Source organism: Aestuariivirga sp. (genome assembly GCF_041738905.1).
In the GTDB taxonomy this organism is placed as follows: domain Bacteria; phylum Pseudomonadota; class Alphaproteobacteria; order Rhizobiales; family Aestuariivirgaceae; genus Aestuariivirga.
Map to the genome: position 1 here is coordinate 1 of NZ_JBGSOZ010000195.1, position 25,758 is coordinate 25,758.

The 25,758-nt window shown below is 62.4% G+C and carries 28 protein-coding genes; 16 read left to right on the plus strand and 12 right to left on the minus strand.

Translation table 11 applies throughout. The features are described 5' to 3' along the window. The 10 genes from ACEW8Q_RS18855 to ACEW8Q_RS18900 form a co-directional block, all read left to right on the plus strand. A partial coding sequence (locus tag ACEW8Q_RS18855; protein WP_373505606.1) for a methyltransferase domain-containing protein occupies positions 1–458 on the plus strand: 458 nt, incomplete at its 5' end. After that, the gene (locus ACEW8Q_RS18860; protein WP_373505607.1) at positions 455–1,897 is read left to right on the plus strand and encodes a BCD family MFS transporter; all 1,443 of its coding nucleotides are present in this window, start codon (positions 455–457) and stop codon (positions 1,895–1,897) included. The genes ACEW8Q_RS18855 and ACEW8Q_RS18860, both read left to right, overlap by 4 nt. 13 nt (positions 1,898–1,910) lie before the next feature. After that, a complete protein-coding gene (gene puhA, locus ACEW8Q_RS18865) occupies positions 1,911–2,690 on the plus strand; it encodes a photosynthetic reaction center subunit H (RefSeq protein ID WP_373505608.1) in 780 nt (259 codons plus the stop codon). After that, on the plus strand, positions 2,687–3,340 hold the full coding sequence (gene puhB, locus ACEW8Q_RS18870; RefSeq protein WP_373505609.1) for a photosynthetic complex putative assembly protein PuhB: 654 nt from the start codon (positions 2,687–2,689) through the stop codon (positions 3,338–3,340). The genes puhA and puhB overlap by 4 nt, the downstream gene beginning before the upstream one ends. Positions 3,341–3,350: 10 nt before the next feature. Beyond that, the gene (puhC, locus tag ACEW8Q_RS18875) at positions 3,351–3,821 is read left to right on the plus strand and encodes a photosynthetic complex assembly protein PuhC (RefSeq protein WP_373505610.1); all 471 of its coding nucleotides are present in this window, start codon (positions 3,351–3,353) and stop codon (positions 3,819–3,821) included. Further along, a complete protein-coding gene (locus tag ACEW8Q_RS18880; RefSeq protein ID WP_373505611.1) occupies positions 3,821–4,120 on the plus strand; it encodes a hypothetical protein in 300 nt (99 codons plus the stop codon). The genes puhC and ACEW8Q_RS18880 overlap by 1 nt, the downstream gene beginning before the upstream one ends. Beyond that, on the plus strand, positions 4,117–5,184 hold the full coding sequence (gene acsF / locus ACEW8Q_RS18885) for a magnesium-protoporphyrin IX monomethyl ester (oxidative) cyclase (protein ID WP_373505612.1): 1,068 nt from the start codon (positions 4,117–4,119) through the stop codon (positions 5,182–5,184). Before ACEW8Q_RS18880 ends, acsF begins: the two co-directional genes overlap by 4 nt. A 10-nt stretch (positions 5,185–5,194) precedes the next feature. After that, positions 5,195–6,022: a putative photosynthetic complex assembly protein PuhE gene (puhE, locus tag ACEW8Q_RS18890; protein WP_373505613.1), complete on the plus strand. Its 828-nt coding sequence runs from the start codon at positions 5,195–5,197 to the stop codon at positions 6,020–6,022. A 35-nt stretch (positions 6,023–6,057) separates the two neighbouring features. Next, positions 6,058–7,269 carry a 5-aminolevulinate synthase gene (gene hemA / locus ACEW8Q_RS18895; protein ID WP_373505637.1) on the plus strand — a complete coding sequence of 404 codons (1,212 nt, stop codon included), beginning with the start codon at positions 6,058–6,060 and terminating at the stop codon, positions 7,267–7,269. 72 nt (positions 7,270–7,341) lie between these two features. Further along, a complete protein-coding gene (locus ACEW8Q_RS18900; protein WP_373505614.1) occupies positions 7,342–7,749 on the plus strand; it encodes a DUF2177 family protein in 408 nt (135 codons plus the stop codon). Between the two features lie 3 nt (positions 7,750–7,752). On the opposite strand, the gene ACEW8Q_RS18905 is transcribed toward ACEW8Q_RS18900, so the two are convergent. From ACEW8Q_RS18905 to ACEW8Q_RS18950, 10 genes are all read right to left on the minus strand, one after another. Further along, complete coding sequence (locus tag ACEW8Q_RS18905; protein WP_373505615.1) at positions 7,753–8,088, minus strand: carboxymuconolactone decarboxylase family protein; 336 nt, start codon at positions 8,086–8,088, stop codon at positions 7,753–7,755. A 20-nt stretch (positions 8,089–8,108) separates the two neighbouring features. Beyond that, positions 8,109–9,203, minus strand: coding sequence for an ABC transporter ATP-binding protein (locus tag ACEW8Q_RS18910; RefSeq protein ID WP_373505616.1), 1,095 nt, complete (start codon positions 9,201–9,203; stop codon positions 8,109–8,111). A 12-nt stretch (positions 9,204–9,215) separates the two neighbouring features. After that, positions 9,216–10,094 (minus strand): carbohydrate ABC transporter permease, encoded by an 879-nt coding sequence (locus tag ACEW8Q_RS18915; RefSeq protein WP_373505617.1) that lies wholly within the window; start codon positions 10,092–10,094, stop codon positions 9,216–9,218. Between the two features lie 3 nt (positions 10,095–10,097). Continuing rightward, entirely contained in the window at positions 10,098–11,105 is a 1,008-nt protein-coding gene (locus ACEW8Q_RS18920; protein ID WP_373505618.1) for a carbohydrate ABC transporter permease, read from the minus strand. 77 nt (positions 11,106–11,182) lie between these two features. Further along, positions 11,183–12,712, minus strand: a complete 1,530-nt coding sequence (locus ACEW8Q_RS18925) for an extracellular solute-binding protein (protein ID WP_373505619.1) — start codon at positions 12,710–12,712, stop codon at positions 11,183–11,185. A gap of 159 nt (positions 12,713–12,871) precedes the next feature. Then, on the minus strand, positions 12,872–13,981 hold the full coding sequence (locus tag ACEW8Q_RS18930) for an acetoin dehydrogenase dihydrolipoyllysine-residue acetyltransferase subunit (RefSeq protein WP_373505620.1): 1,110 nt from the start codon (positions 13,979–13,981) through the stop codon (positions 12,872–12,874). A gap of 31 nt (positions 13,982–14,012) precedes the next feature. Continuing rightward, the gene (locus tag ACEW8Q_RS18935) at positions 14,013–15,020 is read right to left on the minus strand and encodes an alpha-ketoacid dehydrogenase subunit beta (protein ID WP_373505621.1); all 1,008 of its coding nucleotides are present in this window, start codon (positions 15,018–15,020) and stop codon (positions 14,013–14,015) included. Between the two features lie 19 nt (positions 15,021–15,039). Continuing rightward, positions 15,040–16,038 (minus strand): thiamine pyrophosphate-dependent dehydrogenase E1 component subunit alpha, encoded by a 999-nt coding sequence (locus ACEW8Q_RS18940; RefSeq protein ID WP_373505622.1) that lies wholly within the window; start codon positions 16,036–16,038, stop codon positions 15,040–15,042. 17 nt (positions 16,039–16,055) lie between these two features. Beyond that, positions 16,056–17,087, minus strand: coding sequence for an ATP-NAD kinase family protein (locus tag ACEW8Q_RS18945; protein WP_373505623.1), 1,032 nt, complete (start codon positions 17,085–17,087; stop codon positions 16,056–16,058). Between the two features lie 191 nt (positions 17,088–17,278). Further along, on the minus strand, positions 17,279–19,126 hold the full coding sequence (locus tag ACEW8Q_RS18950; protein ID WP_373505624.1) for a sigma-54-dependent Fis family transcriptional regulator: 1,848 nt from the start codon (positions 19,124–19,126) through the stop codon (positions 17,279–17,281). A 331-nt stretch (positions 19,127–19,457) separates the two neighbouring features. Here ACEW8Q_RS18950 and ACEW8Q_RS18955 point away from each other — a divergent pair, with 331 nt between their 5' ends. From ACEW8Q_RS18955 to ACEW8Q_RS18980, 6 genes are all read left to right on the plus strand, one after another. Further along, a complete protein-coding gene (locus tag ACEW8Q_RS18955; RefSeq protein ID WP_373505625.1) occupies positions 19,458–20,447 on the plus strand; it encodes an acetamidase/formamidase family protein in 990 nt (329 codons plus the stop codon). Between the two features lie 14 nt (positions 20,448–20,461). Beyond that, positions 20,462–21,226 (plus strand): SDR family NAD(P)-dependent oxidoreductase, encoded by a 765-nt coding sequence (locus ACEW8Q_RS18960; RefSeq protein ID WP_373505626.1) that lies wholly within the window; start codon positions 20,462–20,464, stop codon positions 21,224–21,226. A 13-nt stretch (positions 21,227–21,239) separates the two neighbouring features. After that, the gene (locus tag ACEW8Q_RS18965) at positions 21,240–22,082 is read left to right on the plus strand and encodes an alpha/beta fold hydrolase (protein WP_373505627.1); all 843 of its coding nucleotides are present in this window, start codon (positions 21,240–21,242) and stop codon (positions 22,080–22,082) included. A 17-nt stretch (positions 22,083–22,099) separates the two neighbouring features. Continuing rightward, the gene (locus ACEW8Q_RS18970) at positions 22,100–22,450 is read left to right on the plus strand and encodes a Lin0512 family protein (RefSeq protein WP_373505628.1); all 351 of its coding nucleotides are present in this window, start codon (positions 22,100–22,102) and stop codon (positions 22,448–22,450) included. Next, complete coding sequence (locus tag ACEW8Q_RS18975) at positions 22,450–22,809, plus strand: Lin0512 family protein (RefSeq protein ID WP_373505629.1); 360 nt, start codon at positions 22,450–22,452, stop codon at positions 22,807–22,809. The genes ACEW8Q_RS18970 and ACEW8Q_RS18975 overlap by 1 nt, the downstream gene beginning before the upstream one ends. Before the next feature lie 138 nt (positions 22,810–22,947). Continuing rightward, positions 22,948–23,574 carry a tetratricopeptide repeat protein gene (locus ACEW8Q_RS18980; protein ID WP_373505630.1) on the plus strand — a complete coding sequence of 209 codons (627 nt, stop codon included), beginning with the start codon at positions 22,948–22,950 and terminating at the stop codon, positions 23,572–23,574. A gap of 66 nt (positions 23,575–23,640) precedes the next feature. Here ACEW8Q_RS18980 and ACEW8Q_RS18985 read toward each other — a convergent pair whose 3' ends face one another. Both ACEW8Q_RS18985 and ACEW8Q_RS18990 read right to left on the minus strand, forming a co-directional pair. Further along, a complete protein-coding gene (locus ACEW8Q_RS18985) occupies positions 23,641–24,747 on the minus strand; it encodes a DUF1513 domain-containing protein (RefSeq protein WP_373505631.1) in 1,107 nt (368 codons plus the stop codon). Continuing rightward, positions 24,737–25,750, minus strand: coding sequence for an imelysin family protein (locus ACEW8Q_RS18990; RefSeq protein ID WP_373505632.1), 1,014 nt, complete (start codon positions 25,748–25,750; stop codon positions 24,737–24,739). The genes ACEW8Q_RS18985 and ACEW8Q_RS18990 overlap by 11 nt, the downstream gene beginning before the upstream one ends. Positions 25,751–25,758 lie beyond the last annotated feature (8 nt).

Below are 25,758 nucleotides of genomic sequence, written 5' to 3' on the forward strand. Positions count from 1 at the left end.
GCGGCGCCGATGTGACCGCGGTCGACATCTCGCCCACCCTGATCGAGATTGCCCGTCAGCGCGTGCCGGAAACGCTGGGCGCCGGCCGCATCCATTTCCGCGCCGGCGACATGCTCGACAAGCGGTTTGGCATGTTCGATCACATCGTGGCGATGGACTCCCTCATCCATTACAGCCTGCCCGACATGATGGGCATGCTGGCGAAGCTGGCCGAAATGAGCAGCAACGGCATTCACTTCACCTATGCGCCGAGAACGCCTGCGCTCGCCGCCATGCATACGGTCGGCAAGCTCTTTCCGCGGAGTGACAGGTCGCCCCGCATCGTGCCACACGCGACGGCGTCGCTCTACAAGTCGGCGGCAAGCGAACCCGGCCTCCAGCACTGGGGCCTCGGCCGCAACAGCCGCATCACCAGCGGCTTCTACATCTCTCATGCGCAGGAGCTCAAGCGCGCATGAAGAGGCTCAACCAGGTTGTCATCAAGGGCTGGCAGGAACTGGGACCCCGTTTCCTGCCCTTCGCCGATGCGGCGACGACCGAACTGCCCCTGGGACGCCTGCTGAGGCTTTCACTCTTCCAGGTCTCGGTTGGCATGGCGATGGTGCTGCTGACCGGAACGCTGAACCGCGTGATGATCGTGGAACTGGGCGTTCCTGCCTGGCTCGTGGGTCTCATGGTCTCGCTCCCCATCGTCTTCGCGCCCTTCCGCGCGCTGATCGGCTTCAAGTCCGACACGCACCGCTCGGTGCTGGGCTGGCGCCGCGTGCCTTACATCTGGTTCGGCACCCTGCTGCAGTTCGGCGGCTTTGCGATCCTGCCCTTCGCGCTTCTGGTTCTCACCGGCGACGGCCACGGCCCGGCCATCTATGGCCAGATCGGCGCCGCCCTCGCCTTCCTGCTGGTGGGCGCGGGCATCCACACGACGCAGACCGCGGGCCTGGCACTTGCCAATGACCTGGCCCCGCCCGAGGCGCGTCCGCGCGTGGTGGCACTGCTATATGTCATGCTGCTGCTCGGCATGGTCGTCAGCGCACTGGTCTTCGGCACGCTGCTGCGCGACTTCAGCGCCGTGAAGCTGATCCAGATCATCCAGGGTGCTGCCGTCATCACCGCCGTCCTGAATGGCATCGCCATGTGGCAGCAGGAAGCCCGCAACCCGGCACTCACCAGCGCGAACGCCCCCCGGACCACGTTCCGCGAGGCCTGGACCAGTTTTGCAAGTGCAGGCCGCGCCAAGCGGCTTCTGGTCGCCGTGGGCCTCGGCAGCGCCGCCTTCAGCATGCAGGACATTTTGCTCGAACCCTTCGGCGGTCAGGTCTTCGCCATGAGCGTCGGCCAAACCACCTGGCTCACCGCCATTCTGGCCGCTGGCACGCTCGTCGGATTCGCGCTCGCCGCCCGCAGGCTGGCCCGCGGCGGCGACCCCTACCGCATCGCCTCGCTCGGCATTCTCGCCGGCATTACCGCCTTTGCCGCCGTCAGCTTCGCCCCGCTACTGGAACTGGTGTCGCTGTTCCAGACCGGCGCCTTCTTCATCGGCTTCGGTGGCGGACTGTTTTCGGTCGGCATGCTGACGGCCGCGATGGAACTGGCCTCCAGCGGCTCCGGCACCATGAGCGGCATCGCGCTCGGCGCATGGGGCGGCGTTCAGGCGACTGCGGCCGGTCTCGCCATCGCGGCCAGCGGTACGCTCCGCGACCTCATCTCGACCTTTGCCGAAAACGGCACGCTGGGTGCTGCCTTCTCGGGGCCCGCCGCCGGCTACCTCTTCGTCTACCAGATCGAAATCGTGCTTCTGTTTGCCACGCTCGTCGCCATCGGACCCATGGTCCGCGTGGGTGGAGGCCGCGCCCAGCGGCAGCCGTCCGGCTTCGGTTTGGCGGAATATCCAGGCTGACTGTGGGAGAAAAATGATGTCTGCAGCCTTCACCCAGTATATCGACGTCGCCCAGGTTGTGCTCTACCTGTTCTGGGCCTTCCTCGCGGCCCTGATCTTCTATGTCAGGCGCGAAGACAAGCGCGAGGGCTATCCGCTCGAATCCGAGCGCTCCGCCCACATCACTGTGCAGGGCTGGCCGGCGATCCCCTCGCCCAAGGCTTTTCATCTGGCGGATGGCACGACGGTCTATGCGCCCCGCGCCGAACCGCAGGACACGCGCCCCATCAAGGCAACGCCAATCGGCCCGTGGCCGGGTGCGCCGCTCCAGCCCGATGGTGACCCGATGGTCGACGGCGTCGGCCCCGCTGCCTATGCCGAACGCCTCGACATTCCGGATGCAACCGTCCATGGCACGCCAAAGCTGCTGCCGCTGCGCTCGGCGGAAGGCTTCCACATCGAAGCGAACGATCCCGATCCGCGCGGCATGGACGTCATCGGTGCCGACGGCAAGGTCGGTGGCGTGGTGCGCGACGTGTGGGTCGACCGCTCCGAATACATCATGCGCTATCTCGAGATCGAAGTCGGCGGCAAGGATGGCAAGCGCAACGTGCTGCTGCCCACCACGCTGTCCCGCATCTCCGGATCGAAGCGGCAGGTGACGGTCAAGTCCATCACCAGCAAGCAGTTCGCCAAGGTTCCGGCCCACCGGAAGCCGGACGTGGTCACCCGTCTCGAGGAAGACCGCATCTGCGCCTACTACGCAAGCGGTCATCTCTACGCGACACCCGAACGCGCGGAGCCACTCGTATGAGCCACCATGACGATTTCGACTTTGAACCGGTCCGGGGCTTGCCTCAGTTCCTGCCCAAGGACGAACGCATGCTGTGGCAGGGCGCACCGCGCTGGCAGGATCTGGCGGTACATGCCTTCCATGCCCGCAAGGTGATCTGGTACTTCATCGCGCTCGCCGTGGTGCAGGCGCTGTTCCGCATCGCCGACGGCGAGACCTACGCGGCAGCGACAAGGCCCTTCCTGTGGCTCATCCCCATGGGCCTGGCTGCTGCCACGATTCTCGCCGGGCTGGCCTATGCCAGCGCGCGGACCACGGTCTACACGCTCACCAGCAAGCGCCTCGTGATGCGCGTCGGCATCGCGCTCCCCGTCACCATCAACCTGCCCTTCAAGCTGGTGGACGGTGCCTCGGTACGCCTCTTCAATGGCGGCGCCGGCGATATTCCGCTGAAGCTCGCGGCGGGTGAACGAGTCGCCTACATGCTGCTCTGGCCCCATGCGCGGCAGTTCTACTTCCGTCATCCGCAGCCCTGCCTGCGCTGCATCCCCGATGCCGACCGCGTGGCAAGCCTTCTCTCGGCGGCCCTCAATGGCACGGCAACCGCACCGCTTCAGGCAACCGCCACGGCGGCATCGCCGAGCTTCGGTCACGAACCCGTGGCGGCCTGAGGAGATGACTATGCAGCAAGCAACCCCGCAAGCAGCGACCAACGGCGTTCCGAGGCTTCCCCTCGCCTGGGCCTTCAGCGTGGTGATCGTGACCATCCTTGTGGTGACCGCGGCGCGGCTCTCCGGTTTCTCGCCGGTTCAGGATCTGGGCGCTTCCGAAGTGCTGCAGAGCAAGCTGCTGCGCTTCGAGGATGCCGGAGACGGCAGCGTGAGCATCATCGATGGCACGACGGGCAAGCTCGTGGCCTCGGCCGGGCCGGGCACCAACGGTTTCCTGCGCGGCACGCTGCGCGGCCTCATGCGGGTGCGCAAGAAGGGCGAGGTCTCCTACGGCGCGCCCTACCGTCTCGAGCGCCTGCGCAACGGCCAATTGATGTTGATCGACACGGCCTCCGATGTCAGGCTCGATCTCAACGCCTATGGCCAGACCAACGCTGCGGTCTTCGCTGCCTTCCTTTCAACGACAGGAGACAAGAGCTGATGCTGAATCCTTTCGCTCCCGCCGGCCGCCAAGACGTGATGTGCACTGTCCATGTGGTCAACACCTTTGACAACCTTGCCGCCCATGTCGAACTCGATGATGGCGTGAAGATCGAGCCCGGCGACGAGGTGCTGGTTCACGGCAAGCCGATCATCGTTCCCTATGGCGAGACCATGATCGAGCGCCGCAAGGCCACGATCACCCGCGCCAACTGGCTCGAAAAGCGCTGGGTAAAATTGACAGGCGACCTGGAGTTCATGGAACTTCTGGAATTCAGCTTTTCTGGAGAAGAACTATGACCATCGAAACCCTTGGAATCAGGTCTGCCGACACGCTGAAGAAGGCCCAGGAGTCGACCGTTCTCAGCCCGCGCTTCTATACGACCGACTTTGAGGCGCTGGACAAGATGGACGTCTCCTCGGTCCGCAAGGAATGGGACATTCTCATCGCGGAGATGCAGGCTGACCCGAACAAGATGCATTTCAAGCGCAACGAGGAATGGGACAAGATGTCCCTCGAGGATCTGCCCGAGGGCCTGCGCAAGGAGTTTGTGGATTTCCTCGTGAGCTCGCTGACCGCCGAGTTCTCAGGCTGCGTGCTCTATTCCGAGATGCGAAAGCGCGGCAAGAACCCGGACATGTGCGAGCTGTTCCGCCTGATGGCGCGCGATGAGGGCCGCCATGCCGGTTTCATCAACGACACGCTGAAGGACTTCAATATCGGTGTCGACCTGGGCTTCCTGACCAAGAGCAAGAAATATACGTTCTTCAAGCCGAAGTTCATTTTCTACGCGACCTACCTTTCGGAGAAGATCGGCTACGCGCGCTACATCACCATCTTCCGCCACCTGCAGGCGCATCCCGAGCGCCGCATCCACCCGATCTTCAAGTGGTTCGAGAAGTGGTGCAACGACGAGTTCCGCCATGGCGAGGCCTTCGCGCTGCTGATGCGCGCCAACCCCCAACTGCTGAAGGGGATCAACAAATACTGGGTGAAGTTCTTCCTGCTCGCCGTTTTCGCCACCATGTATGTGCGCGACCACCAGCGCCCGCATTTCCACGAGGCGCTCGGCATCGAGCCCACGGAATATGGCTACAAGGTGTTCAAGATCACCTCGGAAATCTCCCGTCAGGTCTTCCCGCTGGAACTCGATATCGACAATCCGGCCTTTTTCGCCGGTTTGGAGAAATTGAGAAAAATCAATGACCGCAATTCCGAATGGCAGCAAAAGGGCGGCATGACAGCCAAGATCGGGAGGCTCCGGACAGTAGCGGCGGCAGGATTCACCTTCCTGCGGCTCTACCTGTTGCCCTCGAAGACCAACGAACTGCCGCGCGATATCCGCCTGGCTCCAACGTGGTGACGCTCAACTGATGGATTACGCCCTGCCCATCGCTTACGCCTTGTTCCTCTGGTGGTTCTCGACCGGACTGATCTTCTATCTCGATCAGCTTCCGGTCCGGACCTTCAAGTGGAGCATGGCCGGTGCCACGGCAGTGCTGGGCCTCTCCTTCTATGCAATGTGGAGTACGGCGGACGACACCAGCCGCTGGGCTGCCTATGTGTCCTTCTCGGGCGGGCTGCTGGCCTGGGGCTGGCAGGAGATCAGCCTCTACACTGGCTTCGTGACCGGCCCTCGCAAGACACGGTGCGCGGCTGGCTGCTCCGGCTGGCGGCACTTTGGCCATGCCATCCAGGTCAATCTCTGGCACGAGATCGCGATCATCCTCGTTGCCATCGCCATCGCCGCGATGACGTGGGAATCGGCAAACCAATGGGGCCTCTGGACCTATCTGCTACTGTGGTCCCTGCACCTGAGCGCCAGGCTCAACGTGTTCCTCGGCGTTCGCAATGTCAGCGAGGAATTCGTCCCCGCCCACATGGAAGTGCTCAAGAGCTTTCTCACCCGGAAGCCCATGAACCTGCTGTTTCCGTTCTCCGTGACCGCCGCGACGATCGGTGCCGTGCTGCTGTTCGGTGAGGCTTTCTCTGCGGAAGCCGATCACCATGTGACGGGCTATTCATTGCTCGCAGCCCTGATGGCACTTGCCGTAGTGGAGCACTGGTTCCTGATGTTGCCGCTTCCCGTGGAGAAGCTTTGGCACTGGAGCCTGCCCGCCCGCCGCAACGCGGCGAAATCGCGCAAGCCAGCGCCGCCGAAATTTGACTATACCACCTTGAAAACCAACCCGACGCCCTGAGAGCCGGAGTCGGACAAGCCTTGAGCGAGGACCAGATGCACTACGAAACCTTCTTCAAGTCGGAACTCGACGCGCTTCGCAACGAGGGCCGCTATCGGGTCTTCGCCGATCTCGAGCGCAAGAACGGCAGCTTCCCCCGCGCCACCCACCACGGGCAGGACAAGCGCGAGATCACCGTCTGGTGTTCCAACGACTATCTCGGCATGGGACAGAATCCTTCCGTGCTGGCAGCCATGCACGAGGCTTTGGACCGTTGCGGCGCAGGCGCCGGCGGCACACGCAATATCTCGGGCACCAACCATTACCATGTGGAACTCGAGCGCGAGCTGGCCGACCTGCACGGCAAGGAAAGCGCCCTGCTCTTCACATCGGGCTATGTCTCGAACTGGGCCGCACTCGGTACGCTGGCAAGCTGCATCCCGAACTGCATCGTTTATTCGGACGCCGGCAACCATGCCTCGATGATCGAAGGTATCCGCCACTCGCGCGCCGAGCGTCACATCTTCAAGCACAATGACGTGGCCGATCTCGAGCGGCTGCTCAAGGCCGCCGACCCATCCCGCCCGAAGCTCATCGCCTTCGAGTCGGTCTATTCGATGGATGGCGACATCGGCCCGATCAAGGAGATCTGCGACCTGACCGAGAAGTACAACGCCATGACCTATCTCGACGAGGTTCACGCTGTCGGCATGTATGGCCCGCGCGGCGGCGGCATCGCCGAGCGCGAAGGCATCATGGATCGCGTGACCGTCATCGAGGGCACGCTGGGCAAGGCCTTCGGCGTGGTTGGCGGCTATATCACGGGCTCGGCTGCGATTTGCGATTTCGTCCGCAGCTTTGCATCGGGCTTCATCTTCACGACCGCCCTTCCCCCGGCAGTCGCCGCTGGCGCAGCCGCCTCGATCCGCTATCTCAAAGCCAACGAGTTCGAGCGCATCCGCCACCGGGACCGTGTGGCGAAGCTGCGCCGCAAGCTCGACGCGGCTGGCGTTCCCTACATGAAGAACGACAGCCACATCGTTCCCGTGATGGTGGGCGACGCCAAGAAGTGCAAGTGGATCAGCGATATCCTGCTCGATCAGTATGGCGTCTACATCCAGCCCATCAACTATCCCACCGTGCCGCGCGGCACCGAGCGCCTGCGCATCACGCCGACGCCGCTCCATACCGAAGCGGACATGGATCACCTCGTCTCGGCGCTCTCCGAACTCTGGTCGCAGTGCGCTCTGGCACGGGCGGTCGCCTAAAAGCCTTCACGGAACTGTGATCCCGGGCGCGCGCCCGCCGTATCAAGACAACACCAAATGGGAGCGCGCCCGATGACACAATGGATCCTGCTCTGGATCATTGCCGCCGTGATTTTCCTGGCCATCGACATGGTCTGGCTGCTCTGGCTTGGCCGGAGCATCTATGTCACGGAGATCGGTGAGCTTCTTCGTCAGCCGCCCAACATGGGTGCGGCCGGAGCGTTCTACGTGCTCTATGTAACCGGCCTGATGATCATGGTGATCTGGCCCGCCTTTCAGTCGCAATCAGTCAGCCAGGCCGTCATGTATGGGGCACTTCTGGGGCTCGTGGCCTATGGCACATATGACCTGACGAACCTCGCGGTGATGAAGGGCTTCACAACGAAGATCGCAATCATCGATCTGGCCTGGGGCACATTCGTCACGGGAACGGTCTCGGGCCTCGCCGTTCTGATCGGCACCCGGTTTCTCGGACGCTGAGGATCAGGGCAGCTCGTCGAAGATTTCCACCGCCTTCGCGGCATAGACTGCACCGGGCCCGCCCGACATCTCGACCGACACCGCCAGCATCTCGGCCAGTTCCTCGCGGGTGGCGCCATGCTTCTTGGCGGCCGCCGCATGATAGACGATGCAGTCCTCGCAGCCCTTGGCGACGGCAATCGCCACGGCGGTCAGTTCCTTGATGGCGGGCGATATCTTGCCCGCCCGAGTCGCCGCCTGGGCAAGGCCATTGAAGGCCATCATCGTCTGTTTCTCAGCCTTGAACAGGCCCATCAGGCGGACATTCACGCCGTCCAGCTTTTCCTTGGCACTTGCCATATCGCTCTCCTTCGGATGGATCAGAACAGGGCCTTGCCATTCTCTTTCGAGAAGGCATGCCACTTGTCGCGGTTGACGGTCATGTAGCAGGTCTGGCCTTCCAGACCTTCGAACTCCGTCGAGGTCTTGACCCTGATGCGGCTGTCCTCGAGATCGACGTCAATGATCATGTCGCCGCCCAGAAGCTCGGTGACGAAGATCTTGCCGGTGATGTGTTCATCATGAGGTTTCGTCATCGAGATCGACATGGCGTCGGGGCGGATGCCCATGCGCAGCGCGTTGGCGCGTGCTCCGCTGGAGATGATGCGTTGCTGCTCGTCGTTCACCGCGATCGAGAAGTTGGGATGAATGAAATGCGTCTTGCCGCCCTTGTCCTGAAGGCCGACATCGACGAAATTCATCGCGGGCTCGCCCACGAAACCCGCCACCCAGGCATTGACCGGCTTGTTGTAGACCTCGCGTGGTGTGCCCAGCTGCTGCAGCTCGCCATCATGCATGACGGCGATGGTATCCGCCATCGACATCGCTTCGAGCTGGTCATGGGTAACGTAGATCATCGTGGTCCCCAGCGTGCGCTGAAGGTGCTTGATCTCGCCACGCATGTGGGCGCGGAGCTTGGCGTCCAGATGCGCGATGGGCTCGTCGAAGAGGAACAGGTTCGGCTCGCGCACGATGGCGCGGCCGATGGCGACACGCTGCTTCTGCCCGCCCGACAGTTCCTGCGGGCGGCGCTCAAGCAGATGGCCAATCTCGAGCAGCTTGGCAGCAGAGGTCACGCGTTCCTTGATGCGCGCCGGGTCTTGTCCGCGCAGCTTCAACGGATTCGCCATGTTCTCGTAAACGCTCTTGTGCGGATAGAGCGCATAGTTCTCGAACACCATCGCCACATCGCGATCCTTGGGCGCAAGCGTGTTGATGGGTTTCTCGTCGAAGAGGATCTGGCCAGACGTGATGTGTTCCAGGCCCGCCACCATGCGCATGGTCGAGGACTTGCCGCAGCCGGAGGGACCGAGGATGGAGAGGAAGGAACCATCCGGGCACTCGATGTTGAGATCCTTCACCGCCGGCGTGTTGCCGTACTTCTTCCAGACGTTGCGAAAGCTGACCTTGGCCATGTTGATCTCCAATTATTCCTTGACCGCGCCCATGGTCAGGCCGGTGACGAGGTATTTGCGAATGACGAGGCCGAGGAACATCATGGGCAGCGTCGTGACGGTGCCAGCGGCCATGATCTGGCCCCACTGGATGTTCTGCGGCTGCACGAGTTCGCGGGTGGCGGCGGGCAAGGTCTTGGCGCCGCCGGAGCCGATGATGGCCGCGAAGAGATAATCGTTCCAGGCAAACAGGATGCACAGCACGATGAAGGCGCCGATGCCGGGCGCCACCAGCGGAAGGATGGCCCTGAAGGCTTGCAGGCGCGTGGCCCCGTCCACCATCTGTGCCTCTTCAATCGCATAGGGCACGTTGTCGAAGAAGCCCTTGAGGATCCAGATGGCGAAGGGAAGGTTGAAGGTGGTGTAGGCGAGGATGAGGCCGGGCAACGTGCCGACGAGATCAAGCTCACGGAAGATCCAGTAGAGCGGCACCATCACGGCGACGACGGGCGCCATGCGGGTGGAGATGATCCAGAAGAACAGGTCGCTCTTGCCGCGGAAATCGATGCGCGACAGTGAATAGGCGCACAACGAACCCAGCACCACCGAGACCACCGCAGAACCGCCCGCCGCGATGAGCGAGTTCATCAGATAGCGTGTGAAGCCCAGGTTGGCGAAGAGCTCATAGTAGTGCTTGGTCGTCGGCGTGAACTCGAAGAACACCGTGACGCCGGCCCAGTCGCCGATCGCCGGAAGCTTGAAGGCTTCCAGCAGATCCTTGAAGGACGACATGAACATGATGAAAATCGGCAACACCGTCCACACCATGTAGAAGGCGATGAAGACGGCCGAGAACCACCTCAGGCTCTTGGTGAACGGAGTCTCGTACTGGATGACGTCGCGCGAGGCCATGACTTACACCTTGGAGGGTTGCTGGCGGTCGAAGACGCGGACCAGCAGCTTGCCGAGAATGATGGTGACGATGAGCAGGATCAAAGCGATCGCCGCACCGCGCCCGAGCTTGAAGAACTTGAACGACACCTCGAAGAGATAGACCGGCAAAATCTTCGTGGAATTGCCCGGACCGCCGCCGGTGAGCACAAGCAGCGAGTCGATGAAGCGGAAATTGTCCATGAAGCGCAGCATGATGGCGATGAGCAGCACCGGATAAAGATTGGGCAGCGTCACCGAGAAGAAGTTGCGCACGGGTGAGGCGCCATCGACCATGTTGGCCTCGAGCTGGTCCTGCGGCACGCGCTTCAGGCCTGCGAGCGTTATGAGCGTGATGAGCGGCGTCCATTGCCACACGTCGACCAGGACAACACCGATCATCGCGGTGCTTGAACTCGCAAGGATCGACTTGGGGCCAAGAATTCCGACGCTCTGCAACAGCCAGTGATACCAGCCGAAGGTGCCGTTGTAGAGGAAGTACCAGACCATGCCGGCCACCAGCGGTGCCATCATCATGGGCATCAGCAGCGTGGTGACGAGAATTTTCTCGAAGCGCGAGCCGTTGAGCGAAACGGCAAGGAACACCCCGATGACGATCTGCAGGGTCAGGCACATCACGCTGTATTGGATGAGCAGCCACCAGCCTGACATGAAGCGCGTGTCATTGGGCAGCTTGAGGAAGTTTGCGAAGTCGTTCCACTCGACCTTGCCGATGTCGACATCGTGCAGGCTCATGTAGATCATCCAGAAGAACGGATAGATCGAGATGAAGGCCAGCACCAGGATCGCAGGCGCCATCAGCAGGAAGTAGTACCGCTTCGAGGCCGCAGGATTGATGGAAGGGGGTTCAGCCGCCACGACTGAGACCGGACGCGATTCCACATTGTCGGTGATCTCACGGACGCGGAACAGGCGTGAACCTGATCTTGCATCGGATGAACTTGCGGCAATCGTGGTGCTGGAACTGGACATGGCTTCCCCTGCGAAGTCATCGCATCAATGGGCCGGCGGTCCAGAGGACCGCCGGCTGTTGAGTGTGTGCTGACGCCTCAGCCGGCGTTGTTCAGTTCGTCCAGCTGCGTCTGGATCGTCTTGCAGGTGTCTTCTGCCGACTGCTCGTTCGACAGGCACTTCTGCATTTCGGCCGCGAGGATCGAGTGATACTCGTTGGCGTTCGGGATCTTCGGGCCGAGCACGAAGTGCGGGTTCTTGATGCCGTAGTCATAAACGGCGTCAAACGTCAGCGCGTTCGGCATGGTGGTCGGACGCTGCTTGGCGGCCTGCACGTCAGGGAGCGCCACAACGGACTTGCGGGTCGGTGTGCCGCCGAGGCCCTTGAGCACGTTGTACTGGTTGTCCTTCGACACCGACCAGATCGCGAAGATATAGGCCGCGCGCTTCAGGTCTTCGGAGGCATTGCCGTTGATGCCGATGCCGCCGATGCCGCAGTTCGTGCCGTTCACAGCTTCGCCGCCATTGGTGATCCATGACGGATCGCCTTTCGGGCACGGTGCATAGGCTGTCTTGCCGCCTGCCGCGCGAGAGGTCTTCTCGTCCTCGATCGAGGCCGCAAACTCGTGATACTGCGTTTGCATCGCGATGTTGCCCGACTGGTAGACGGTGTTGAGTTCGAGCGTGCCGTTGGCAAGGTTGTCCGGATGGCAGACGTCCGCGAGATCCTTGAACTTCTGCATCATCAGGATCGACTGTGCATCGCCCCAGTTGGTCTTGCCCGGCTCCTTGGAACCGTAGACGTCGTCGATGTTCCAGTCCATCCACCGGCCGTTGGCAAAGAGGAAGCGCTGGATGTCGAGCTGCGTCGTCCAGGCAAACGAACCCTGGTGCTGCGCGTAGCCATAGGGCACGTCCTTGCCGGCTTCCTTGGCCTTCTTGAAGAAGGCGGCCATGTCGGTGACGTTCTTCCAGGTCGAGTCCTTGTTGAACTCGAGGCGGTAGCCGTATTCTGCTTCGAAGTCCTTCGAGTTGGCCTCGAAAAGGTCCTGACGGTAGAAGGTGCAAGCGACGGCCGCGTCATAGGGAAGCGCGACGATCTTGCCCTTGTCATAGAACCGTCCGCAGGCCGAGAGGAAGTTCTCGAACCAGGCGTCGTCGCCATAGCCCTCGGGGTCCTGGGGCAGCGTGGCGTCGCCGAACATCGGCGTCATGTCGGCGAACATGTCGCCGAAGGGCGCGCCGATCGGCTTGTCCTGCACATAACCCAGCGTGTAGTCCGACTTGCCGCTGCGGAGATCGATGCCGAGTTTCTGCTGCACGACAGGAAGGTCATCGGTGAGGATGGTCACCTCGATGCCGGTGAGATCGGTGAAGGCCTTGATATTGTCACGGATGGCGAATGACGGCGGCGTGTTCTCCGACAGGAAGACCAGCTTCGAACCGGCGTATTGCTTCCACTTGGCATCATCGGAGGATGCCGCCTGAACCGGAGTGCGTGTGATCAGCGAGCTGAGACCCAGCGTCATCGAGCCGGCGCCAAGCGCCGTTGCCGCACCGCCGCCGAGTTCAAGGAACTTGCGGCGATTGATACGCTTGTAGACAGCATTTTTCCGTATCGAAAACATGCGCGTTTTCTCCCATATTGATTTTCATGTTCTTGTCGATCAAACAGCAGACGCGGAGTCGTTAGCAGCGGCTTCGCATCTCGCGGATAGTCTCAAGCTTCCGTGATCTCTGGCCCTCCTTTCTCCGGCCGTTTCAGCGGCCGGAGCATGTGTTGGTCATCAGCCAGCGATGTGCGACTTGATGAGGTTGTTCACATCGCTGGCCTTTTCCATGAAAACCATGTGGCCAGCGTTATCGAAGACGTGAACCTTGGCGCCCTCCAGCTTGCTGGCGTGAGCCGAAGGGATGATCTGGTCGTCCTTGCCCCAGACAATGAGCGTCGGAGGCTGCTTGCCGGCGATCTTGGCGCCCGGCGCATCATGCTGCGTGCGGCCGCCGAAGAGGGCTGCCGACAAAGCCTTGAGCGCACCTTCCACCCCATCGAGGCGCTTGTACTTGAGCACATCCTCGACCAGTTGCCGGCTGACGAGGCCCTTGTCGAAGAACAGCTGTTCCAGCACGGGCTTCAAGTCCTTTCGGCCCTGGGCTGCAACGAAATTGTCGACGTAGTCGCTGATCTCGGGCCCGAGGCCCGCCGAGCAGATGAGCGTGAGACTTTTCACCTTCGCCGGGGCGTCGAGCGCCATTTGCATCCCGATGGCACCGCCCATCGAGTGACCGACGACATGCGCCTTGTCCAGGCCGACCGCATCCATGAAATCCAGCGCGGCCTTCGTCATCGTCTTCAGGCTGGGATTGTCGATCTTCTTGGTCGACTGCCCATGGCCGGGAAGATCGACGGCATAGACCGTCGCCTTCTCGCCGATGGCATCGAGATTGAAGAGCCAGCCATCGAGATCGCCGCCGAAGCCGTGAATCAGCAGCACGGTCTCGTCGCCGCTGCCACGCTTGGCATAGCGCATGGTGCCTGACGGCGTGTCGGCGAACTCATACTTGGGGCCCTGGTCCTCCTCGCCCTCGTCCGCCGCCGGAGCCACGTATGCCGACACGAATGCGTCGATCTCCGAGTCGGGCACGGAAGGATCGGCGATGACGCCGAGCAGCGTCTTCACCGGGTAGATGGTGTCAGGCTGGCCGACGCGGCGCCTGAGGACGCCAGCGTCGGAAGCCTCGACGGACCCCGCGATCTTGTCGGTCTCGACCTCGAGGATCGCGTCACCGACATTGATCTTCGAGCCATCCTCCAACAGCCATCCCGTCACCTTTCCCTCCTTCATGGAGAGGCCCCACTTGGGCATGACGATCGGCACAATCCGGGTATCAGTCATTGTCACAACCTCACTTCAAAAGGGCGCGGTTTCAGTGCGCCATCGACTTCTTGACGGCCTTGGCAATCGCATCGGCCGAGGGGATGTAGAGATCTTCGAGCACCGGGGAGAACGGTACCGGCGTATGGGGCGCCGTCACCATCTGGATCGGTCCCTTCAGCGCCTTGAAGCACTCCTGCGTGATCATCGCGGACACGTCCGAGGCAATCGAGCAGCGCGGGTTGGCTTCGTCGACGCAGACGACGTGGCCGGTCTTCGATGCGCTGTCCATGATCGTGTCCCAATCGATGGGAGACAGCGTGCGCAGATCGACGACTTCGCATTCCACGCCGGTCTTGGCCAATGCGGCTGCGGCCTCCATTGAGCGGTTCACCATCATGCCGTAAGTGATGATGGTGGCGTGCTTGCCTTCACGCACCACATTGGCCTCGCCGAAGGGGATGGCGTAGGATTCGGCCGGAACGTCCGCTTCGGTCGCATAGAGGTTCTTGTGTTCGCAGAAGATCACGGGATCGTTGTCGCGGATCGACTGGATCAGAAGACCCTTCGCATCATAGGCGTTGGACGGGCAGACCACCTTGAGGCCGGGGATGTGCACGAACAGCGGCGTCAGCATCTGGCTGTGTTGGGCGGCGGCGCGGAAGCCGGCACCCACCATGGCGCGGATGACGACGGGCGTTTCAGCCTTGCCGCCGAACATGTACTTGAACTTGGCGGCCTGGTTGAAGATCTGGTCGAAGCAGACGCCCATGAAGTCGAGGAACATCAGCTCGGCCACCGGGCGCATGCCGCAGGCGGCGGCACCCACGGCGGCGCCGATGTAGGCCGACTCCGAGAGCGGCGTATCGAGAAGGCGGCCCTTGTACTTGGCGTTGAGGCCCTTGGTGACGCCGAGAACGCCGCCCCAGGCATCTTCCTCGCCCTGTCCGCCAGCGCCGCCGACAATGTCTTCGCCCATGACGAAGACGCTGGGATCGCGGGCCATTTCCTGGTCAAGCGCTTCATTGATCGCCTGACGCATCGTGATCTTGCGTGCCATTTCCTGTTACTCCCTGCGATCAGTAGCTGACGTAGACATCGGTCGTGAGGTCGGCGGCCGTCGGCAGCGGAGCCGCCTTGGCGAAGGCTGAGGCCTCCTGGATCTGGGCCACAACATCGCGGTCGATCGCATCGAGTTCGCCGCGGCTTATGACGCCCGACTCCGTCACGCGATCCGCGAACATCCGAATGCAATCCTTGTTGGCGCGGATGTCTTCGAGTTCGCCCTTGGCGCGGTAGGTCTGCTGGTCGCCTTCGAAATGGCCGAACATGCGGATCATCTTGCACTCGAGCAATGCCGGTCCGCCGCCTTCGCGTGCACGCTTGATGATTTCGCCCGCAGCTTCATAGACTGCGAAGAAGTCGAGGCCATCAACGGTGACGCCGGGAAGGCCAAAGCCTGCGGCGCGGTCGACGTAAGAATCGACGGCCACCGCATAATCGCGCGAGGTCGATTCAGCGTAGCCATTGTTCTCGACCACGAAGATTGCCGGCAAGTTCCATACGGCAGCAAGGTTGAGGCTTTCGAGGAAGGTGCCCTGGTTCGACGCGCCGTCACCGACGAAGGAGATGGCAACGGCGCCGTCGCCGCGGAACTTGGCTGCGAGTGCCGCGCCACACACGAGCGGTGCGCCGGCTCCCAGAATGCCGTTGGCGCCCATCATGCCCTTGGACAGGTCGGCGATGTGCATCGAGCCGCCCTTGCCGCGACAGGAGCCCGAGACCTTGCCATAAATCTCCGCCATCATCTCGCGCGGATCGACGCCCTTGGCGATGCAGTGACCATGGCCACGATGGGTGGAGGCGATGCGGTCCTTGTCCTCGAGATGCATCATGATGCCGGTGCCGGCTGCCTCTTCACCTGCATAAAGATGGACGAAGCCCGGAATGTCGCCCTTGGCGAATTCACCATGGAGCCGTTCCTCGAACTCGCGGATGGTCCGCATGGTGCGGTAGGCTTTCAAGAGGTCCGGCTTGTCCAGCGGGAATATCCCGGCTGTGGAATTTGGGGCAGTCATCAGTGTCCTCCCAGTGGTTAGGCGTTGGTCTTCTGGTTCATGCGCATGAGGCCGTGGCGCGAGGCGTACTGCATGCAGCCGCTCACATTCACCGTCCTGAAGGCATTGGTTACAAGCTCGATGGTGACATCGTCCTTGTTCGAGAACGACAGCTCGCGCTCGCCATCGAGGGCGATCGAACCGTCGGTGATCGACGGCCGGTATTTCACGTTGGGCTTCATCTCGGTATAGTCGCGGATGCCGATGCCGCGCATGTATCCGGGCGCAATCGGCGTATCGAGCATGATGTTCGCCTCGTCCTCGGGCGCCAGCCTCACGTGAAGACCGTGCGAGTCGGTACGCGTGACGGGCGTGAGAAGTCCTGCAATGGCGGACATGCCGATCACTTCCGGGTCGGCGAAGGTCACGAACAACTCGCGGAAGGTTTCCGTCCGCCACAGGGCACGCGCGCCGATATAGCGCTCGGTGACCACTGCGACATCGACCAGCGCGATCTCCTCATGGTCGTTGACGCGCACCACGATCTTCTTGTTCGGAAGAAAGGCTTGATCCGCAGGAACCTTGCCTGTCACTGCGAGGCCGACGGCGAGGCCCGTGATGGTGGGCTCGCGATGCTCGGGGAACGCGTTGTTGGTGCCCGTCGAGATACCGGCAATCGGAACGTCGCCGCAGGATGTGACCACGGCGCGATGCGTGCCGTCGCCACCCAGAACAACGATGGCGGCAACGCCCTTCTCCTGCATCAGGCGAGCGGCCTTCAGCGTGTCATCGACCGTTCCGGAAATCTTGTAGTCGAGATATTCGAGTTTGGGAAAATGCTTGAGGCCCTGGTTCTCCGCCCTGTCGATGCCACGGCGGACGTGATGCCGGATGCCGCCGTTCTCGGGCATCATGTAGACGGTGTCGACGCCGCAGGCCTTCACGCAGGAGAGAACACGAAGCACGATGTTGGCCCGGTCGGTGATCTGCAGCGCCGTAGCATTTGCGATGACGCGGCGAATGTCGCGTGCGGAGACAGGGTTGGCGATGATGCCAATGGCGCTTCCCATGTGATCCCTAAGTCTTGTTGTTCAGTTTGGTTAACTGTTCAGCAAGGACCGTGCCATTTGCCTCCACGTTCTCCAATCGTACAAACTCCCAGAAAAGCGCCGCAGCATATTTTGTTAGCAAATGCACAAACAAGCAACAGGTGTTGCACAAACTGTGGCGTCCCGCGCCACAGGTGTGGCGCCCCTGCCCGCTATGTCGCGCGCGGCGGCAGCGTTACACCCAGCCTGCGCATGCGGCGGTGCAGCGTCGTGCGATCGATCCCGAGGAGCCGGGCCGTGGCGGAGACATTCCAGCCCATGCGCCGCAAGTCCTCGCGCAGTACCGCGGCCTCGCTGGTGTCGCGCGGTGCCGCAATGGACTCGGGCGGATGTTCGGACTCGAAGGGACGGCAGTAGACCTGGTCCGGAAGATCATCCATGGCGATTTCAGGATCACTTGCCACCGCACAGGCGAAGTCGATCACGTTGACGAGTTCGCGAATGTTGCCGGGCCATGCGTATGACGAAAGAACGCCGAGCGCCTGCGGAGAAATGCTGCGCGGCGCGCCATCCGGATAGGGACGCTTTTCAAGAAGTTGCGACACCATCCACGGCAAGTCGCTGCGCTCGCGGAGCGCGGGAAGCGTGATTGTGGCGCCGTTGAGCCGGAAATACAAATCCTCGCGGAACTTCCCCTGCTTCACGAGGGCAAGAAGATCGCGGTGCGTGGCGGCGATGACACGCATGTCGACCGCGGTCGGACGCGCGCCCCCAATGGGCGTCACTTCACGCTCGGACAATACGCGCAGCAGCCGCGTCTGCGAACTCAATGGCATGTCGCCGATTTCATCGAGGAACAGCGTACCGCCATGAGCCTCGCGGATCAGGCCCTTCTTGCCTTTTGACAAGGCTCCGGTGAAGGAACCGCTTTCATAGCCGAAGAGTTCGCTCTCGATGAGGTTCTCGGGCAAGGCCGCGCAGTTGACGGGTATGAAATTACCGCGCGCCCGCGCACTCGACTGGTGAATGGCCTTGGCAAGAAACTCCTTGCCGGTGCCTGTCTCGCCCTGAACGAGGATGCTCATGTTGGTGTTGATGAGTCGGGCCACTTTCTTGAGGTTCTTCTGGATCGAAGCTTCCTCACCGGCGACATTCTTGAGTGGCAGCGGCAGCTTGCATTCATCGTGGCTCTGCACAGCTGACTGCAGGATGCGGACGGTGGACGGCGGGACCACCTGAATGAACAGGCTGCGCCCCGACCCCAGGAGCCGCACGACATTCCGCTCGATGCCGTGCGACGTGACGAAGCGCGTGAGGCTGTCGATCTCGCATTCGAAGAAATCGGTGAGAAGTCTGCCAAGCAACCGGTTCTTTTCGCGCCAGCTCACGCGCGCTTCCTGGGCGAGAAGCTGACGGCCATTGTGGTTGAAGCCCACGATGCGGCCCGTGGAGTCCAGCACCAGAACATACTCGATGTCGACTTCGGCGAGCGCCTGGTTCGACGTCAGCTTGACGATCCAGTTGCGCGAGCACGACCGGATAAGGTTGGCGGTCTCGATCCGGTGCGCGAAGCTCTTGACGATCTGCAACGCCAGATATTGGCTCGATTTTTCCTTTGGCGAACTGAGCGCCGAGATATCCAGAACGGCAGACAGGTTTCCAGTCGGGTCGAAGATCGGCGCCACCGTGCAGGTGAGCGGAATATGGGTCGCGTCGAAGTGATCGCTCTGATGCACGGTCAGCGCCTCGCCCGTGGCGATGCAAGTGCCCGTGCCATTGGTGCCGGCACGCGCCTCATTCCAGTCGGCACCGATATAGAGCCCTGCCTCGCGCAAGTAGTCCGTCGTCGCCTCGTCACCGATGTAGTCGACGGTGATGCCTTCGTTGTCGGTGAGCAGCAGGACATATCCAAGGCCCGCGACCTGACGGTAGAGCGCCTCGACACCGAAGCGCGCTGTGCGCAGGAGGTCGTCCATGTTTTCGCGATGCTCTCGCAGCCTGCGGTCTTCGACGATGACGGCCGGGCGCAACACCGTGGGGTCGAGCCGGTGATTGCTCACGCAGCGCCGCCAGGAGTTCAGGATATAGTCGTCACGATCCGACTGGCCGCCCTCGGCGACCCGGATCAGTTCATCGACATGCTGGTTGCGCGTGATCGAGATGGGCGTATCCTCCCCAATGCGGATGATTATCAGGTCCGCCTCTCGGCTCTGTCAAGGAACATGCGGACATGGCTTGAATGGCGAACAGGTCTGCCGCGATGCAACACAAGCAGCGAAAATTGGTAGCGAAGATTCCGCAGCGCACAGTGGCATAACTCGTGCAACGCGCGACGGCATAGCCCGCATGGGGCTTCGCAGATGCAACAATCTACAATGGGGATAGAGTCCTATGTCATGGATGTCGCAGAGCTACATGGGGCGGAAGGCCGTCGCGCGCGGTGAAGAAGGCAAGACTCACCTTCTGAACAAGGCCGTGCAGGGCGAGTATCATTATGTCTATGGCCCCTACGCCAAGCCTGTGCTCTCGATCAGGCCGGGCGACATCGTAGTGGCCGAGACAGAGGATGCCTTCGGCGGCGCCATCAAGACAGTGGATGATATGCCCTCCCAGAAGTTGACGATGCCCTTCGTCAACCCGCAATGCGGGCCGATTGCCGTCGAGGGCGCCGAGCCCGGTGACGTTCTCTGCGTCAATATTAAGTCCATCCTGCCGCGCGGTCCCCAACCCGTCGGCACCTCGGCACTGATCCCGGAATTCGGCGGCCTCGTCTCGAACGCGCAGACCGCAATGCTGAACCCGCCGCTTCCTGAGCGTGTGATGAAGTACGAAATCACCGAGAAGGGCGTGAAGTTCAACGAGCGCATCATGCTGCCTTATGAGCCATTCATCGGAACGCTCGGAGTATCGCCGCTGATCGAGGCGGTCCTGTCGCTGCAGCCCGACTACTGGGGCGGCAACATGGACCTTCCGGACGTGGCGCCGGGGGCAATCGTCTATTTCCCTGTGCTTCACAATGATGCCTATCTCTATCTGGGCGATTGCCACGGCCGCCAGGGTGACGGCGAACTCTGTGGCGTCGCGGTGGAGATGCCATCCACAACCACTATTCACGTCGACTTGATCAAGAACTGGCAGATCTCGTGGCCGCGGCTGGAGACGGAGCAGTTCATCATGACCATCGGCTCGGCCCGCCCCATGGAGGATGCCGCCCGCATCGCCTATCGCGAACTCACGCGCTGGCTGGCTGCCGACTATGGCTTCGACGAGCTTGAGGCCTATTTTCTGCTGACGCAGGCTGGGCGCATGCGTGTCGGCAACATGGTCGACCCCAAGTACACGCTGGGCGCGTCGATCCTCAAAACCTACCTCGGACAATAAAAGGGAAAGCGGCAATGGATCTCGGTCTCAAAGGGTTGAACGTGCTTGTCACCGGCGGCACCAAGGGCATCGGCAGGCGCGCCGCCGACATGTTCGCGGAAGAAGGCGCCAATGTCTCGGTCTGCGCCCGCAACGCAGGCGAAGTGGAACAGGCGGTGGCCGCCCTCAAGTCTTCCGGGGTAAAGTCCTTCGGCCAGGCCATCGACGTGGGCAACAAGGCCGCCCTCGAAGGTTGGGTGCAGGATAGCGCCAAGGCACTGGGCGGCATCGACATCGTCGTTGCCAATGTCTCGGCACTCGCCGCAGCGGAAGACACGGAGGAATCCTGGCAGGCCCAGTTCGACATCGACATGATGCACACGGTCCGCACCGTGAACGCATCCCTGCCCTATCTCGAAAAATCGAAATGGCCCTCGATCGTGATTGTCTCTTCCGTGTCGGGCCGCGAGATCGACTTCACATCGCCGGCCTATGGCGCCTTCAAGGCGGCCCTCATTCATTACGCCCACGGCCTCGCCCACAAGCTGGCGCCGAAGCTCATCCGCGTGAACTCGGTCTCGCCCGGCAACGTCTATTTCAAGGGCGGCATCTGGAATTATGTCGAGGACAACCTCCCCGACCTCTTCAAGTCCGCGATGGCGCTGAACCCCACGGGCCGCATGGCGACGCCCGAGGAAATCGGCAAGGGCATCGTCTTCCTCGCAAGCCCGGCATCGAGCTTCACCATGGGCACCAACCTGGTGATCGACGGTGCCCTCACCAAGGGCGTTCAGCTCTAGGAAGGACACGGACATGATCACCGAAAGCAGGATCGGCGTTGGGGACGGCGTCAGCCTCCATGCCCTCGAAGCGGGGAGCGGCCAGCCCCTCATCATGATTCCCGGCTGGTCGCAGTCGGCAGCGGAGTATGGCCGCAACATCGAGGAGCTGGCGAAGGGACGGCGCGTCATCGCGCTCGACATGCGAAGCCACGGCGAGAGCCCCAATGCCGATGGCGGCCACCGTATCCAGCGGCTGGCAAAAGACCTGCAGGAGGTGATCGAGACGCTTGGCCTCGACAGCGTCGATGTGCTCGGCCACTCGATGGGAAGCTCAGTGATCTGGAGTTACCTCGACCTCTTCGGACCAGAAAAGCTGAGGCGGCTCGTCATCGTGGACCAGGCCCCGATGACGGCAGCGCTTCCCGGCTGGAGCGATGAGCAGAAGAAGCAGTTCGGCTGCCTCCTGCCCGACGTGCAGTCCGTCGCGGGCTTCTGCGATACGGTGCGAGCGACCGACAGCGTCGATGACACCATGGGCATCATCAAGGGCATGTTCACCTCCTCCATGCCCGAGAAGGACCTGCGCTGGATCGCAGAGGAAAACCTCAAAATGCCGCGCGCGGCTGCGGCCGGCCTGCTCTTCGACCATTGCCTCAACGACTGGCGCGACGTCATTGAAAAGACTCGCCTTCCGTCGCTCGTTGTGGGAGGCCGGAAAAGCATCTTCGCACCTGAATCTCAGGAGTGGATCGCCTCCGTCAATCCCAATGCCCGCGCCTCGATCTTCGAGGAACACGAGGGCGGAGCGCACTTCATGTTCTTCGAGAACCCCCGCCGCTTCAACGCGGAAGTCGCGGCCTTCCTGTCCGAATAGAAAGCAAAGGAAATCATATGGCGCTGAAACGCTTGATACTCGAACTCGGCATGGGCGTCGACCTGACCGGTGCCGACTACACCAAGGCTGCCGTCAAGGCGGTCAGGGACGCCCTGTGGCACAATTCGCTCACCATCGCCAATGCTGTCGGCCAAACGCCGCATGACATGCACATCGAGGCGACGGTGGGCGTGCCGAAGCCCGAGCAGGTGGACAAGGCGGCGGTCGCGGCGGTCTTTCCCTATGGCAAGGTCACTGTCGAGGCGGTCGAGGGCGGCCTGGAGATCATGAACGACGAAGGCACCAACCTCACCCTGATGGCCAATGCCGCAGTCGTGGTCTATCTCGACATTCCGGAGAAGAAGTGATGGCAAAGAAGCGCATTATCCTCGAACTGGGCCACGGCAACGACATGCATGGCGGCGACTACACGAAGGCCGCGCTCCGCGCCGTGCAGGACTGCATTCACCACAGTTCGCTGCCGTTCTTTCGCACACTGGACATAAACCGCGACGACACCGAGATCGAGGTGACCATCGGTGTGCAGCAACCCGACAAGGTCGACAAGACCGCCGTTGCGGCGAGCCTGCCCTTCGGCCATGTGACCGTGAATGTTGTGAAGGGCGGTCTTGACGTGGCCGACAAGGAACGCGGTGGCGGAGCCGTGATCGCCACGGCGGGCGTGGCCGTCCGTCTCGATCTCGAAGCCCATCTCGGCATCACTTGACCCCCTCGCCGGTTGGTCCTTGCGGAAGCCCGTTGCCGTGGGCGCCGCAAGGCCCTAGAGAGAGCGGATGAATCTCCCGGTTGGGGAAGGATCGCCCGCGTCGGGCGGACCGAGACCGGGCAAGACGGAGTGTTCGCGGTGAAATCATATCTGCTCGGTGGCGCGGCCGCCGTAATGCTGATGGGGCTGGCAACCGGCACGGCCTGGGCCGATGCCTACAAGGACGGCATGGCGGCGTTCCGCAACGAGGACTACGCCGCGGCGCTGAGCCTCCTCATGCCATATGCCAAGGACGGCGATGCGGAAGCCGCCTATCTCCTCGGCGAGATGTTTGGCCCGCGCAGCTGGGGCCAGAAGGGCGAGAACCGCAATGGCGTGGAGCAGGACAATGCCCAGGCCATCTACTGGTGGGGCGAGGCCGCCAAGGCGGGCAATTCCAACGCCCAGATGAAGCTCGGCTGGTGGCTCCTCAAGGGCCGCGATGTGGTGAAGCAGGACGAAGCCGCCGGCATGAACTGGCTGCTGATGGCCGCAAACCAGGGCGAGCCGCAGGCGCAATACGAAGTGGGCATCGGCTACTGGAAAGGCCGCGGCGTGAAGCCCGACCCCATCGCTGCCTACATGTGGCTTGAGCTCTGTTCCACCGAACCCGGCTTCGAAAACGCGGCTGAGTATCGCGATGAGGTTGCCAAGACGATGACGCCCGAACAAGTGAACCAGGCCAAGCTGATGGTCCAGGCTTTCGCGCCAAAACGGGCGAACTGACAAAACGGCGTCACGCCATCTGGTGTTGTGCCGGCCGTGGCGGGAGACGTGCGGCATCGCACTTGTTCAATCCGGCGTGAGAACTGCCAGGTGGTTGTCCCAGATCCACCGGATGGCCGCCGGAGCAGACAGCGGGCGGGCTGGATCCGTCGGCAGCCTTCGCACGCCCGCGTTGCCCGAAGTGACGAGAAACTCTTCAGGTGCTAGCGGTGCTGCGCCACAGATATCCGGCACCGCCACGCAGCGGCTGACAGCGCCCCATGCCATGTCCCAGACGAGGCCGACGCCTCCGCGCGGGCTCGTTGCAAGAAGATGATTGCCGCCGTCATCAAAGGCCACCGACCCTACATAGTTCTTCAGCCGGAACATGACATCCTCGTCGATCTCGAGGAGCGCAATGCCTTGCGAAGCCGAGAGCGTTCCGAGCAAGGGCGGCGCATCGTCGGCCGAGCCTTCATATTGGCAGCCAAAGGCCACCAGCCCGTCGCGCCGCACGGCGAGGTGGCGGATGCTTAGCTGCCGCAGGCTCGCGCCAAGTTCCTGTGTCGCCAGCAAGTCGTGATGGCGCAGATCGATCAGCGCGAGATTGGGCTTCATGTCACCCGGGTTGAGCGTCTCCCGCCCGGTGCCCGGATGGGTGCGCAGACCGCCATTGGCGACCACCAACGTCTGGCCATCGGGCAGAAGCGCGATGTCATGCGGGCCGATGCCGCCGGATGAAAACTCGCCGATGCGGCGATAGGCGCTGGTGGCGTCGTAGATCCCGATGAGGCCGTAACCCGTGGCAATGTCGTTCTCGGTCACATGCAGCAGATTGCCGTCGGGCGAGAAGACGCCGTGTCCATAGAGGTGACGCCCCTCCGGCGCGTGGACGACGGATACCACACGTCCATCGGCCGTTGAAACAACGACGAACCAGTTTCCGGGGCGCCTTGCGAACACGGCGGCCTCAGCCGAAAAGGGCCGCAAGGTGACGTCATGCCCGCGCGCCGGAAGCGAGGTCGCGAAGACCTCAGCGCCAGCGGCATCGAAGCATGCAACGGATGCCGCACCCGCCGCATCCATCCTGCAGGAGATGAAGAGTCGTTGCTTCAGCGCCTCCGCCCTCGCCCCCTGTCCACTGCACAGGCCCGCGAGAAGGCCCGCCAGAAGCTGCCGCCGGTCAATCACCATCGAGGCTGTTGAACCCGACGGTGACACCCAGGGCTGCGGGGACCTCGATTGCGGCGCGGTCCTGCGCGGCATCGACGGAATCGCGGAGCAGGATCGCGCTGCTCCGCTCGGGGCCTGCGGCCAGATCGGCAAGATTTCCCGTGATGCTTCGTGCAATGTCGATCGCCGTCTGCGTTGCCGCGGGAAGCGCCACCTCCTCGGGAAGTACCTCGAACAGGATCGCGTTTACCCGGCCCATGGTTTCGAGATTGAGCACGATGTCGCGCATCGAACGCCCACTGCGCCAGAACTCCGCCGCGCGCGGCTTGACGTCCGCTTCGGTGTCACCGATCACAGCTTCGATCTTGGTGTCCTTGATGATGGCGAAGGCCGTTACCAGATCGGTGGCGAGCGAGGCCTTGGCTTCCGCGCTGATGTCGCCGGACCGCTTCTCCCACCCGGAATTCATCTCTGATGCCAGACGTGCGGCATTGCCGGCGATGGCGGAACCGAGTTCGCAGCGGCGCTTGCCCTCGCCCTCACCGCTCAGGCCAGGCCTGTCCGTGCCGTTCCCGAACAACAGCCGTTCGAGGGCGGGAAGCCCCTGGAGCGCGGCACTTTCTCCGCCGATGCGGCGCGCCGTGAATGGTGCGCCGTCCTCCCCATTCATCGCCGCCGCGAGGGCGCGTTCGACAGCGTTCTTGCGCTCCGGCCAGAAATAGAACCGCTCATGGCGGAAATCCTCCGAGGCCGGACCGGTCCGCATCATCTCGGCCGATGCCCAGCGATCCGCAACCTCATGGAAAGAGGCATCGAGACGGTCGCGGCCCACGGCCGAAGGCTCCGTGCAATAGGCCGTCCACGCAGACTCATGCGCCCTCGCAGCGGTCTCCAGCGACTTGAAGCCCGGCACGACCACCTCCGTGACGATGCGCTCGAACACATAGTCGGTCCGTGGATTGGCCTGCGCGGCAGCGGAGCCTGAAGCAACGACAAGCAGCGCGGCAAGAATCGTCCTGATCATCTTCATCG